This is a genomic window from Streptomyces sudanensis, from assembly GCF_023614315.1.
Taxonomy (GTDB): Bacteria; Actinomycetota; Actinomycetes; order Streptomycetales; family Streptomycetaceae; genus Streptomyces; species Streptomyces sudanensis.
Window position 1 is genome coordinate 569,970 of sequence record NZ_CP095474.1, and the last position, 12,719, is coordinate 582,688.

The 12,719-nt window shown below is 74.1% G+C and carries 10 protein-coding genes; all 10 read right to left on the reverse strand.

Annotated features, from left to right (window positions below; all coding sequences use genetic code 11):
- Positions 1–68: 68 nt before the first annotated feature.
- A complete protein-coding gene (locus MW084_RS02455) occupies positions 69–872 on the reverse strand; it encodes an ABC transporter ATP-binding protein (RefSeq protein ID WP_010468676.1) in 804 nt (267 codons plus the stop codon).
- Positions 869–1,834, reverse strand: coding sequence for a FecCD family ABC transporter permease (locus MW084_RS02460; RefSeq protein WP_029553295.1), 966 nt, complete (start codon positions 1,832–1,834; stop codon positions 869–871). The genes MW084_RS02455 and MW084_RS02460 overlap by 4 nt, the downstream gene beginning before the upstream one ends.
- Before the next feature lie 47 nt (positions 1,835–1,881).
- On the reverse strand, positions 1,882–3,018 hold the full coding sequence (locus MW084_RS02465) for an ABC transporter substrate-binding protein (RefSeq protein WP_106428016.1): 1,137 nt from the start codon (positions 3,016–3,018) through the stop codon (positions 1,882–1,884).
- A gap of 37 nt (positions 3,019–3,055) precedes the next feature.
- Positions 3,056–7,690, reverse strand: a complete 4,635-nt coding sequence (locus MW084_RS02470; RefSeq protein ID WP_010468673.1) for a non-ribosomal peptide synthetase — start codon at positions 7,688–7,690, stop codon at positions 3,056–3,058.
- Positions 7,677–7,934 carry a phosphopantetheine-binding protein gene (locus MW084_RS02475; RefSeq protein WP_010468671.1) on the reverse strand — a complete coding sequence of 86 codons (258 nt, stop codon included), beginning with the start codon at positions 7,932–7,934 and terminating at the stop codon, positions 7,677–7,679. Before MW084_RS02475 ends, MW084_RS02470 begins: the two co-directional genes overlap by 14 nt.
- A gap of 58 nt (positions 7,935–7,992) precedes the next feature.
- Positions 7,993–9,594 carry a long-chain-fatty-acid--CoA ligase gene (locus tag MW084_RS02480; protein ID WP_010468669.1) on the reverse strand — a complete coding sequence of 534 codons (1,602 nt, stop codon included), beginning with the start codon at positions 9,592–9,594 and terminating at the stop codon, positions 7,993–7,995.
- 258 nt (positions 9,595–9,852) lie between these two features.
- Complete coding sequence (scoD, locus tag MW084_RS02485; RefSeq protein WP_010468668.1) at positions 9,853–10,470, reverse strand: (2E)-enoyl-ACP glycyltransferase; 618 nt, start codon at positions 10,468–10,470, stop codon at positions 9,853–9,855.
- A gap of 2 nt (positions 10,471–10,472) precedes the next feature.
- On the reverse strand, positions 10,473–11,357 hold the full coding sequence (gene scoE / locus MW084_RS02490) for a (3R)-3-[(carboxymethyl)amino]fatty acid oxygenase/decarboxylase (protein WP_010468666.1): 885 nt from the start codon (positions 11,355–11,357) through the stop codon (positions 10,473–10,475).
- Positions 11,358–11,400: 43 nt separating this feature from the next.
- A complete protein-coding gene (locus MW084_RS02495; RefSeq protein ID WP_010468664.1) occupies positions 11,401–11,637 on the reverse strand; it encodes an acyl carrier protein in 237 nt (78 codons plus the stop codon).
- Positions 11,634–12,719: beta-ketoacyl-ACP synthase III (locus MW084_RS02500; protein ID WP_420833725.1), on the reverse strand; the 1,086-nt coding region annotated here is incomplete at its 5' end. The genes MW084_RS02495 and MW084_RS02500, both read right to left, overlap by 4 nt.

The following is a 12,719-nucleotide window of genomic DNA, read 5'->3' on the forward strand; positions in this document are numbered from 1 at the left end:
AGTTACACGTAAGTTGTCGTATCCTGCGACGGCCGACCCGCCGACCGGCCCCCGCCCCAGCGGGGCCGTCAGACGGTCCCGGACCGCGCCGGGCGCTGGGGCGCGAGGGGGTGGGCTTCGTAGGTGATGCGGATGATGCCGTCGGGGTGGCGGTCGGCGGTGGCGGCGACGCCGAAGACGTCGCGCAGGAGGGCGGGGGTCAGGACGTCCAGGACCGGGCCCGCGGCGACCACCCGGCCGTGGTGGAGGGCGACGAGGTGGTCGCACAGGCGGGCGGCCAGGTCGAGGTCGTGGAGGACGGCGAGGGTGGTGACGCCGGTAGCGCGGATGAGGTCGAGGAGTTCGAAGCGGGCGCGGATGTCGAGGTGGTTGGTGAGCTCGTCGAGGACGAGGAGCCGGGGCCGCTGGGCGAGCGCGCGGGCCAGCAGGACGCGTTGGCGTTCACCTCCGGACAGGGAGGTGATCTCGCGTTCGGCCATGTGCCCGATCCCGCACAGGTCGAGGGCCTCCGCCACGGCCCGGACGTCCTCGGCGCTGTCGCGGCCGACGAGGCCGTGGTGGGGGGTGCGGCCGAGGGCCACCGCCTCGGCGACGCTCAGGCCGGCCGGGTTGCCGCCGGTGTCCTGGAGGACGGCGGCGGTGCGGCGGGCGGCGGTGCGGGCGGTCAGGTCCCACACGTCGTCGCCGTCCACCCGTACCGCGCCCCGGTGGGGGCGCAGGGAGCGGTAGACGGTGCGCAGCAGGGTGGACTTGCCGCTGCCGTTGGGGCCGATGAGGCCGACGACGTCGCCCGGACGGGCTTCCAGGGTCACGTCGTGGAGGATCGGCCGGCGGCCGAGTTCGATGTGGATCCGGTCCACGGTGAGCTTCATACGGCGTCCAGGCTCTTGTTGCGGCGCAGCAGCCACAGGAAGAAGGGCGCCCCGAACAGGGCGGTGAGGATGCCGAGGGGCAGTTCGTTGGGGCGGTTGACGGTGCGGGAGAGCAGGTCGACGACGACCAGGTAGAGGGCGCCGACCAGGGCGGCCTGGGGCAGCAGCCTGCGGTGGTCGGCGCCGGTGGTGAGGCGTACGAGGTGGGGGATCATCAGGCCGACGAAGCCGATGCCGCCGGCGACGGCGATGACCGTGCCGGTCACCAGGGACGACAGGGCGAGCAGGGCCGCGCGCAGCCGGTGCACGTCGACGCCGAGCGCGGTGGCGGACTCGTCGCCGGCGAGCAGGGCGTTGAGCCGCCGGCCGAAGAGGGCCAGGGCGCCGGTGATGGTGAGGACGACGGTGGTGACGACGGGCAGCTGCTCCCACTTGGCGCCCGCGACGCTGCCCAGCATCCAGAACATCACCGTCCGCAGTTCGGTCGGGGTGGCCCGCAGTTGGAGGTAGCTGGTGGCGGCGAGGAACAGGTAGCCGACGGCGACGCCGGAGAGGACCAGGCGGGTGGGGGCGAGGCGCCCCCGCTTCCGTCCGAGGAGGAAGACCAGGGCCGCGGCGGCTGCGGCCCCGAGGAACGCGGCCGAGGACACGCCGAGCCCGCCGAGGGCGCCGCCGGCGAGGGTGATGACGAGGACGGCGCCGAGCGACGCGCCGGAGGAGACGCCGAGTACGTAGGGGTCGGCGAGGGGGTTGGCGACGACGGCCTGGAGGACCACGCCGGCGACGGCCAGCCCGGCGCCGACGAGGGCGGCCAGGACGACGCGCGGGGTGCGGAAGCTCCAGATGATCTGGTCCACGGCCGGGTCCGCGACCGCCCCGGCGCCCGTCAGGTGGTGCCAGACGATCCGCCCCACCTCGGCCGGGGGCACGGTGACGGCGCCGATGCCGATGGCCACGATCATGGCGCCGGCGAGTGCGACGGCCAGTACCACCGGTACCAGGGCGGGGTTCAGCCGTTTGTGCCGGCCGGGGCGGGCCGGGAGGCGTCCGGGGCGCTTGCGAAGGCGTCCGGGTGCAGCATCCGGGCGATCCTCTCCACGGCCAGGTGGTTGCTGGGGCCGAGGTAGATCGAGTCGGACAGCACGAGGGAGCGCTTGTTCTTCGCGGCCGGCCACTGGGGGAACTCCTTGAGCAGCTTGCGGGCGTACGCCTCGGGGTCGGGGTCGTTGTAGCTGATGACCACGAGGGCGTCGACCCGTTCGGCGGCCACCGCCTCCTTGCTCAGGTCGGCGAAGGTGGTCTTCGAGGCGGAGGCGGAGGCGAAGGCGTTGCGGCCGCCGGCCCTGGCGAGGACGTCGTTCCAGATGCCGCGGGCCGCGACGGCGCTGAAGTCGTTGCCGCCCATGCTCATGTTGGAGAAGACGACCATGACGTTGGGGGTCCCGCCGCCCTTCGAGTCCTTCGCCGCCTTCGGCCCCTTCGAGTCCTCCGCCTTCTTCGCCTCGGCCACCTTCGCCGAGACGTCGGCGATGCGCCGCCGGGACTCGGCGATGATCCTCTCGGCGCGGTCGGGGACGTTGAAGATCTTCCCCAGGTCGCGCAGGAGCCGGTGGCTGTCCTCGATCGTCATGCGGGAGGTGTCCTGGTCGCAGCCCTGCGGGGAGACGTAGGCGTTGGCGCCGACCGCCTTGAGGTCGTCGCGGGTCGCGAAGCCGTTCTTGGCGTCGAAGCCGTAGGACGTGGTGGACAGCACCAGATCCGGCTTCAGGCCCAGCATCGCCTCGCGGGGGACGTCGTAGGCGTCGTTGGGGGTGACGCCGCCGGTGGGGAGCTTCTTGATGGCCTCGGCCCGGCCCGGGACCTCGGAGCGCCCGTAGGACTGGCCGTTCGCCACGATGCGGTCGCCGAGGCCGAGGGCCAACAGGGAGGAGACTTCGGCGACGGAGGCGCCGTTCATGACGACCACCCGGCTCGGGGCCTTGGTGTACGTGGTGGTCCGCCCACAGTTGTCGAGGGTGACCGGGTATCCGGGGGCGCTCGGGCCCGTCGCGGCGTCGGCCGCCGGGGACGGCGAGGCCCCGCACGCCGCGGTGGCCAGGCAGAGCATTCCGGCCAGGGCTGCGGCAGCGGGACGTTTCGTCGGCACGCGATCTCCTCGGGCTCCTCGGGACGGGGGACTTCGCTCAGGTAGTCGGCGCGGAACCGCCCCGGGTTCCCGGGGTGCCGGGTGTTCCCCCGGGCGGGGGCGGGAGGATTCCGCTTTCCACGCAGTGGTCCAGGTACCGGAACACCAGCGCGCGGTCCGCTTGCGGGCAGCGGATGCCGGTTCCCTCGAGTCCGCGCAGCACGTTGTCCGCCCGGACGCGGCCGAGGGAGAGGTCCGGGCCGGTGTCGCCCCCACCCTCCTCACGACCGTGGCCGTCGCTGCCGTGGGTGCCGTCGGCGGCGAGGGAGTCGAAGAAGGCTCCGGTGGTCGCCGCCACGTCGGCGGAGCGGGGCAGTTCCCGGCGCCACCGCTCCAGCGGGAGCCGCTCGACGGCGTACCCGTACTCCCGCACCCAGTCGTACAGGTCGGCCAGGCGCACGGGGGCGACGGGGGCGTGGTTGAAGACCGTGCCGGGGGCGGCGGTCAGGGACAGCCGTACGACGGCCCGGGCGACGTAGTCCGCCGGGGTCCACACCTCCGACTCGAACAGGTCGGGCACGATGCCGGCGGGGATGCCGGCCGCCAGGACGCTCCACAGGAAGTCCCGCCGGTTCACCCGGCCCGTGTCCGGTGCCCCCACCACGCGCCCCAGGCGGTGCAGGGTGACGGGGAGGCCGCGTTCGGCGGCCTGCTCCAGCAGGCGTTCGGAGGCCCACTTGGACTGCTGGTAGCCGGTGAGGAGCCCCGGGTGCGGGGGGAGGAACGCCTCGGGCACCTCCGGGCTGTGGCCGCGGGGCGGCGCGACGGACAGGGTCGACACCAGGTGGACGGGAATCGAGCGGGCGGACGCCATCCGCAGCAGCAGGCGGGTGGAGCCGGTGTTGGCGGCGCGCAGGCTGGCGTACTCGCGCATGATGCTGACCGTCGCGGCGTTGTGGACGACGGCGTCGCAGGTCCGGGCCAGTTCGGCGAACCGGTCGGCGCCGAGGCCCAGGTGCGGGCGGGCGAGGTCGGCGGGGACGGCGGTGATCCGCCCGGCGTCCGCGGGTGCGGGGAGCCCCTGGTCGGCCAGGGCCCGGTGGACGCGGTCGGCCGCCTGCGCCGGGTTCGCCGCCCGGACCGGGCAGACGATCTCGGCGTCGGTGGCCCTGAGCAGCTCCGTCAGCAGGTGGGGGCCGACGAAGCCGGTGGCGCCGGTGAGCAGGACGGTGCGGGGCGGGGCGGCCGGGCGGGAGGTCGTACGGGGTGAGGTGGCCGTACGGGGTGAGGTGGTCGTGGGGGGCAAGGTGGTCGTACCGGCCGTACCGGTCGTACCGGGCGGGGTGGCGGGGCGGATGTCGTCTTCGAGGACGGCGTCGGCCAGGACGGACGCGGGCGGGACGGACGGAACGGACGCGGCAGGGGCGGGATCGGCCTGAAGCGGGCCGGACCCGGCGGGAGTCGGGGCGGACGCGGTCCCGGCGGAGGGATCGGCGGAGGGATCGGCGGAGGGGGCGGCCGGGGCGTCCTCGCGCCGTCGCAGACGGCGGGCCAGCCCGGCGGCCGTGGGGTGTTCGAAGAGCCAGGCGACGCGGACCTCCCGGCCCAGTTCGACGCCGAGCCGGTTGGCGACCTGGATCGCCTGGAGGGAGTGGGCGCCGAGGTCGAAGAAGTCGTCGTCGGGCTCGACGTGCGGGACGCCGAGGACCTCGGCCCACAGGCGGGTAACGACCTCTTCCGGGCCGCCCGCCGTCCCGGTGGCCGGGGAGGTCCGGTGCTCGGTGGCGGCGAGGGCCTTCCGGTCGATCTTCCCGGTGCCGGTGCGGGGCAGCCGGTCGGTGAACTCCACGGCCGAGGGGACCATCGCCGCCGGGAGGACGGCCCGCAGCCGTTCCCGTACGTCGGCGGCGGTGGGCGGCGGGTCGTCCGCGACGACGTGGGCGGCCAGCCGCCGCGTCCCGTCCGGCAGGACCTGCCCGACGACGGCGGCCTCGCGGACGCCCGGCTGGGCGAGGAGGGCGGCCTCGACCTCGGAGGGGTGGACGCGGTGTCCGCTGATCTTGAACTCGTCGTCCACCCGCCCGAGGAACCGCAACTGCCCGTCGTCCCCGAGGCGCACCAGGTCGCCGGTGCGGAAGGCGCGGGGGCTGCCGGGCAGCCGGTCGAGAGGGGCGAACCGGGCGTCGTCGTCGGCGTCCGCGCCGCGGTAGCCGGTGGCCAGCGCGTCGCCGAGCAGGTGGAGTTCGCCGCCGACGACCGCCGCGCGCGTGCCGGGCAGCGGGAGCCCGATCGGCACGTCGCCGGAGCCGGGGGCGGTCTCGTGGAGCGCGGCGACCGTGGCGACGACCGTGGCCTCGGTGGGGCCGTAGGTGTTGAACAGGCGTACTGACGTGCCGACCGTGTTCAGCCAGCGGTCGACGCGGTCGGGCAGGGCGGCCTCCCCGCCGATGACGACGGTCCGCACCCCGTCGGGGAGGGTGGCGGCGCCGGTGGACAGGGCGTAGGCCAGTTCGTGCCAGTAGGCGGTGGGGAGGTCCAGCACGCTGATCCGCAGCCGGTCGGTCTCGCGCAGGAAGCCGGGCACCGACTCGGTCATCGCGTCGGTGCGCACGACGAGCGTGGCGCCGGCGCACAGGGTCAGGAAGATCTCCTCGACGCTGGCGTCGAAGTGCAGCGGCGCGAACTGCAGGACGCGGTCCTCGCGCCGCAGGCCGTACCGGTGGGAGGCGCCGGCGACGAAGGCGGCCAGCGCGCCGTGGCCGACCTCCACGGCCTTGGGCCGGCCGGTGGACCCGGAGGTGTGGATGACGTAGGCCGGGTCGCCCAGCGCCACGGTGGGGGTGGTGGGGGCATCGGTGTCGTCGATGCCCTCGGTGCTCCCGTCCGGGGCGTGTGGGGCTCCGGTGTCCTCATCCCGTACGGGCGGCACCCCCGCGTCCCCGCTCCGGCCCGGCTGTGCCCCCGTGCCCCCGTCCGAAGTGTCGAGGGGCAGGACGGGGTGGCCGCTGAAGCGGGTGGCGTGCGGGGTGCGGGTGAGGACGAGCAGGGGCCGCAGGCCGTCCAGCAGGGTGCGGGTCCTCGTCTCCGGTGCGGCCGGGTCGAGCGGACAGTACGCGGCGCCCGAGAGCAGGACGCCGAGGACGGCCGTGACGGCGTCGATGCCGCGAGGCAGGGCGACGGCCACCACGGCGCCGGGGCCGGCCCCCCGGGCGGTGAGCCGCCGTGCGAGGCGGCGTGCGGAGGCGAGCAGTTCGGCGTAGGTGACGCTCCGCCCGTCGTGTTCGACGGCGGTGGCGCCGCCGTGCCGGGCGGCGTGGCCGGTGACGAGGTCGAGTACGGGCCGGGGCGGGTGGGGCAGGGGGCCTCCGTCCAGGACGGTGCGGGGCCGCCGGCCGATCGGGCGGTCCGGCGCGGCGAGGGCCTCCCGCAGCAGGTCCAGCAGCCCCTGCCGGTGCGCGGCCAGGTCCGCCTCGTCGTAGAGGTGCGGGTTGGCGTCGACGGCGACGCGCAGGCCCGCGCCCTCGGCGCGGTCGTACACGTTGACCGCGAGGTCGTCGACGGGGCCCGCGGAGAGGTTGTGGACCGTGCTGCGGTGTCCGGCGAACCGCAGGTCGTACTCGAACGGCATGATGTTCACGCCGGGTCCGGACAGCCGCCGTCCGCCGCCGACCAGTTTCAGGTCGCGCCGCATCCACTCGTAGCGGTACCGCTGGTGCGGCAGGCCGGCGCGGACCTCCGCGGCCACCCTGGCGGCCAGGTCGCGCAGGCCGTCCCGTTCGCCCACCGCGACGCGCAGCGGCAGGACGTTGCGCACCATGCAGGGCACGCGCAGGGACACCGATCCCAGGCGGCCCATGACGGGCAGGCTGAGCACGGTCTCGTCGGCTCCGCTCACCCGGTGGACGTAGGCGGCGGTGGCGGCCAGCAGGAGGTCGGGCCAGGTCGCCGAGACCTCCCGGGCGACGGCGCGCAGCCGCCGCGTCTCGTCGGGATCCAGGTCGACGGCGCTCCGCAGGAAGGTGCGGGCGGGCAGGGCCTGTCCGGTGGTGAGGGAGGCGACCCGCGGGCGGTCCGCGAAGCGCCGCATCCAGTGGGCGCGGTCCTCGGCGAAGCGCTCCGAGGCGCGGTACGCCTCCTCCTCCCGCCGGACCGACTCCAGGGTGCCGTAGCCGCTCGCGCCGAGCGGGGCGCCCTCCACCAGGGCGGTGTAGACCCGCGCCACGCGGCGCGCGACCAGGGACAGGCCGAACCCGTCGAGCGCGATGTGGTGCACCCGGTGGTACCAGAGGTACTCCTCCGGTGCGACGCGCAGCAGGGCGTGGCCGAAGAGCGGGTCGCGTTCCAGGTCGACGGGGCGGGCCGTGTCCCGGGCCATCCAGGCGAGGGCGGCGGCGTGCGGGTCGGGTTCGGCGGTCAGGTCGGCGACGTGGGGGGCCCAGTCGGTGCCGGGGGCGTCCACCTGCCAGGGGCGGCCCGTCCCGTCGGTGACGAAGCGGACGTTCAGGGCCTCGACCTCGGCGACGGCGTGGCGCAGGGCCTTCTCGAAGGCCGCCGGGTCCACGGCGCCGTGGATACGTACGTACTCGGCGGTGTTGTAGGCGGGGCTGCCCGGATCGAGCTGGTGGCCCGCCCAGATGCCCTCCTGCGCGGCGAGCAGGGGGTGGCGGGTGGTGCGCGGGTCAGGTGTCGTCACGGGTCGCTCCCGCCTGGCGCTCGGACAGCAGCCGCCACCACTGGGCGAAGGAGGTGCGTTCGGCGAGTTCCACGAAGCCCACCTCCACGCCGGTGTCCCGCCAGCGTTCGGCGAGGGTGGCGATGCGCAGCGAGTCGAGGCCCGCGTGCAGGGGGTCCTCCTCCAGGTCGACCTCGTCGGGCCGCCGGTGCAGGAGCTCCGCCAGGTCCGTGCGGAAGGCGTCCAGGGTCAGGGGCTCGGGCATGGTGTCCTCTCCTGGTGGCCGCGCGGGCCCGGTGGCCGCGCGGGGTGCCGGGTGCCGGTCAGTTGACCTTGCGGTCGGTGCCGCTCCAGAAGCGGTCGCGCAGTTCCCGGCGGAGGATCTTCCCGCTGGGGTTGCGCGGTACGCGGTCGATGAACTCGTAGGCCGCGGGCAGTTTGAAGGCGGCCAGCCGGTCGGCGAGGAAGCGGTGCAGGTCCCCCGGGGCGGGTTCCCGGCCGGCGACGGGGACGACGAAGGCGTGGACGCGTTCGCCCCACCGTTCGTCGGGGGTGCCGACGACCACCGCCTCGGCGACGCCGGGGTGGCGTTCCAGGGCGTTCTCGATCTCGGCGGGGTAGACGTTCTCGCCGGCGACGAGGATCGCGTCCTTGATGCGGTCGCGGATGAAGACGTAGCCGTCCTCGTCGACGTACCCGGCGTCCCCGGTGTGGACCCAGCCGTCGACGAGGGTCTCGGCGGTCCTGTCGGGCAGGCCCCAGTACTCGACCATGCGGGCCGGGGTGGACAGGCAGATCTCGCCGACGGCGCCGGGCGGCAGCTCCCCGCCGTCGCGGTCGACGGCCTTGCAGCGGAAGCCCGGGTACGGGCGGCCCGCGGCCTTCATCCGGGGGTGGCCGGGGACGTGGTCGGCGGGCGGCAGGCACACGGCGGTGTTGCCGGTCTCGGTCAGGCCGTAGATCTGGGCGAACTCGCTGCCGAACACGGCCAGGCTCTCTTCTAGGAGGGCCTCGGAGATCGGCGAGCCGCCGTAGACGATCTTGCGGAGGGTGGTGAAGTCGTCCGGTCCGGTACCGGGTTCGGTCAGCATCATGCGCAGCATGGCCGGGACCACGCAGGCGGTGGTGACGCCCTTCTCCCGGATGAGGTCGATCGCGCCCCGGGGGGTGAAGGCGCGCATCACGACCACGGTCGTGCCCGCGTTGAAGTTCTGGGTGGCCCACCACAGGCCGCCGACGTGGAATCCGGGGATGCCGACCAGGGCGACGTCGCCGTCGCGCCAGTCGATCCAGTCGAGCCGTTCGGCCGCCAGGGCGTCACGGACGGCGAAGAAGCTGCGGTGCGCCAGGACGACGCCCTTGGGCAGGCCGGTCGTGCCGCTGGTGTAGAGCTGCGCCACGGGCGTGTCCGGGGTGGCGGAGGAGGCGGGTTCGGTGTCCGGGTGCTCCGCCTTCCAGGCGTGGAAGCCGCCGGCCGCCCCGAGCCGGACCACCGTCTTCGGCGGCGCGGTCGGCAGCCGGTCGAGGAGCGGCGCGAACTCCTCCTCCAGGAAGAGCAGTTCGCTGCCGGAGTCCTGGAGGATGTGGCCGACCTCCGGGGCGGTCAGGCGCCAGTTGACGGGCACCAGGACGGTCTCGCTCTTGGCGCAGCCGAAGAGGATCTCGTAGTAGTGCTCGGATTCCTTGCCCAGGTAGGCGACCCGGGCGCCGGGGGCCGCCCCGGCGGCGCGGACGGCGTGGGCGACGCGGTTGCTCTCGCGGTGCAGTCGCGCGTAGCTGAGGCCGCGGTCCTCGCAGACGACGGCGGTGACCTGCGGGCGGTCCGCGGCGTGGAGGCGCGCGGTGTCGACGAGCGTTCTGGGCCGGGGGTGGTGCGGCCCGTCGCCGGGTGTCCCGGGTACGGGCGGTTCGGCCGGTTCGGCCATGTGCGGGCCTGCCTCTCGATCTGCTTGTGCGCTCTGGGTCTGCTCTGGGGCTGCTCTCGGTCTGCTCTCGGTCTGCTCTCGGTGCGCTCTCGGTGCGCTCCGGGTGTGTGTTCCGGGTGTGTGCTCCGGATGCTTTCGCGGCGTGCCCCGGTCCGTCGCCGGTGCCGCCGGGAGGCGTGCCGCCGCCGGGCACGGCGGCACGCCGGGGTCGGGTCCGGCGGGGTCGGGTCCGGCGGGGTCGGGGCGCGGTCGCCGTCGCTACGGGGCGTTGACGAAGGCGAGCTTCACGGTGCCGTCGCACCGCCCGCCGGAGTCGTCCCAGTACCGGTAGGCGGTCTCGGCGGTGAGCAGCGGCCTTCCGCCCGGCGAGCGCCGCTCCACGGAGAGGAAGTCGATCTCGCCGGAGAAGGAGCGGGCGTCGATGGGGCGCCGGAAGTTCCCGCCGAAGCGGGCGATGAGGATGTCGGGCAGCTGGTGGCGCCAGTAGTCGTCCAGCGTCCAGCGGGCGAACTCCTCCAGCAGCCCTTCCTTCACCGCCTTGGCGACGGTGTAGTACATCATCTGGTTGTAGGCGATGGTGACTTCGACGGCGTTGAGGTGGCCGGTGTCGTCGATGTAGCAGGACTCGGGGACGGCCAGCTCGCAGCGCGCGGTCACCCGGCCGCCCCGGACGCCCACCGCCGCGGACCTCAGGTACCTGCAGTGCGCCTTGTACGGCCGCAGGACGCGGGGCAGGAGGTCGCCGTCGTTGCCGTACTCGCGGTCGTACCCGTGGTCGCCACCGCCGTCGCCGAGGTGCCCGTGGTCGCCGCCGGGGTCGGGGTCGCCGCCGTACTCGCGGTCGTGCGTCGGTCCGTGCCGTTCGGGTGTCCGCATGCTCACGCGGCCTCGTCGTAGAGCTTGCGCTCGTCGTGCACGGTCACCCGGAAGGAGACGGTCGGCTCCGGGGTGGCGGTGTGCCGGGCGCGGTGGATCAGGCTGCGGTTGTCCCAGACCAGGAGGTCGCCCTTCTCGAAGGTCTGCAGGTGGATGTTGGGGTGGGTGAACGTGTCGTCGAGCTGGCCGGTCGCCTCGAAGAGGCGGTGGAGCAGGTCGGTCTCCAGCGGCCTGCCCTCCCGGTCCTCCATGCCGATGGTGAAGCCCTCGCTGATGTAGAGGACGGTCTCGCCGGTCATGGGGTGGACGAACGCGGTGGGCTTCACCACCGGCGGCGTCTTGGTGTCGACCTCCTCGATGATCTCGGAGATCGGCCGGTAGACGTCCGTGGGGCGGATCTTGAAGTACTTGCGCACCGAGTGCCGGCAGAACGTGCCCGCCGCTTCCCTCTTCAGGTCCTCGGGGAGCCGCTCGTACGCCCTGCCCATGTCGATGAAGTAGGTGCCCCGGTTCTTCTCCGGGACGACCTGCGGATAGATGAACGTCAGGCCGAAGGGGTCGGGCATGAACTGGTAGTCGGCGTGCCAGAACTTCCCGGTCTTCGGCACGCCTATCTGCCTGCCGTTCTCCGGCACGTTGGAGGAGACGAACACCTCCTCCACCTCGGGGTGCTTGTACATCGGCTCGTAGTACGTCTCCGGCCGGCCGAACCGCTTGCCGAGCTCCAGGAACTGCCGGGGTGTCAGGTCCTGGTCCTTCAGGACGACGATCTTCCTGGTGTAGACGGCCGACTTGACGGCGCCGATGTCCTCGGCGGAGGCGGTGGTGTGGTCGAACCCCTCGACCGTGGCGCCGATTTCCCTGTCCGTGACTTCCTTGATCTTCATGGTCCCTGCTCTCGGGGAGGCGTGGTGGCGGTGGCGGCGGTGGCTACCGGGCGAGCTTCGAGTCGACGAGCTCGGCTGTCGCGCCGAGGGTGAGGTCTTCCCGGAGCTCGCTGTCGTCGATGTGGACGCCGAGGTCGCGCTCGATGCCCATGGCGATCTCGACCATCGTCAGCGAGTCGACGTCCAGTTGGGCGAAGGTGGCGTCCGGGCCGATCCGGTCGCCCGGCGCGTCGTGCAGTTTCGTGACGATCTCGACCAGCCGGTCGTAGGTGGCGCTCATGGCTCCTGTGTTCCTTCGGTGTCGTACGGGGGGCCGTACGGAGGGCCGTACGGGGGGTCGATCCGGGAGAGGGCGGGCCACGTCAGCAGGCAGGACCCCCAGGTGAGTCCGCCGCCGAACGCGGTGAGCAGGACGCGTTCGCCCGCCCGGACGGTGTGCCGGGCGGCCGCGTCGGCCAGGGCGAGCGGGATCGACGCGGCGCCGGTGTTGCCCACGGACTCGATGTTGGTGACCAGCCGTTCCGGGGGCAGTCCGAGGTCTTCCGCCACCGAGCGCAGGATGCGCAGGTTGGCCTGGTGGGGGACGAGCCGGTCGACGTCGCCGGCCTGGTGGCCGGCCCGGGTGAGCGCGGCGCGGGCGGATCCCGCCATGCGGGTGACCGCGTGGCGGTAGACCTCCTTGCCGCGCATGCTGAAGTAACGATCCTGCGGGGCGATGTCGCCGGGTGCCGACCGCTGCCGCGAGCCGCCCGCGGCCACCATGATCAGCTCTTCGCCGGCGCCGTCGCTGCCGAGGTCGAAGTGGCCGACGGCGCCGGGTTCGCCGGGGCGCCCGGCGCGCAGGACGAAGGCCCCGGCCCCGTCCCCGAAGATGATCGCGTTGGTCCGGTCGTGCGGATCGACGATCGTGGAGTAGGTGTCCGCGCCGATCAGCAGCACGCGTTCGGCCACCCCGGCCGCGATGAGCCCGGCGGCGGAGGCCAGTCCGTAGACGAACCCGGTGCAGACGGCGCCGACGTCGAAGGCCGCGGCTCCGGTCAGGCCGAGGCGGTCGGCCACCAACGGGGCGGTGGCGGGGCAGGAGCGGTCGGGGGTCGTCGTGGCGACGACGACGGCGTCCGCGCCTTCGCCGCCGGCCGACCGCAGCGCCCGGCGGCCCGCGTGCACGGCCAGGTCGGAGGTGGCCTGGCCCGGCTCGGCGTGGTGGCGCCGGCCGATCCCGGTACGGGTCCTGATCCAGGTGTCGCTGGTGTCGAGCCGCCGGGAGAGCTCCTGGTTGGTCAGGACGCGCGGGGGGAGCCAGCCCGCCAGCCCGCACAGGACGGCGGCACGGCCGGACGACGGCGGAGGCGGGGGCGGGGG

What these genes read in the sequence shown, in the direction of transcription:
- MW084_RS02455 (WP_010468676.1), bottom strand. Translation starts at nt 872, where the DNA reads ATGAAGCTCACCGTGGACCGGATCCACATCGAACTCGGCCGCCGGCCG.
- MW084_RS02460 (WP_029553295.1), bottom strand. Translation starts at nt 1,834, where the DNA reads ATGATCGTGGCCATCGGCATCGGCGCCGTCACCGTGCCCCCGGCCGAG.
- MW084_RS02475 (WP_010468671.1), bottom strand. Translation starts at nt 7,934, where the DNA reads ATGCCCGAGCCCCTGACCCTGGACGCCTTCCGCACGGACCTGGCGGAG.
- MW084_RS02480 (WP_010468669.1), bottom strand. Translation starts at nt 9,594, where the DNA reads ATGGCCGAACCGGCCGAACCGCCCGTACCCGGGACACCCGGCGACGGG.
- scoD (WP_010468668.1), bottom strand. Translation starts at nt 10,470, where the DNA reads ATGCGGACACCCGAACGGCACGGACCGACGCACGACCGCGAGTACGGC.
- scoE (WP_010468666.1), bottom strand. Translation starts at nt 11,357, where the DNA reads ATGAAGATCAAGGAAGTCACGGACAGGGAAATCGGCGCCACGGTCGAG.
- MW084_RS02495 (WP_010468664.1), bottom strand. Translation starts at nt 11,637, where the DNA reads ATGAGCGCCACCTACGACCGGCTGGTCGAGATCGTCACGAAACTGCAC.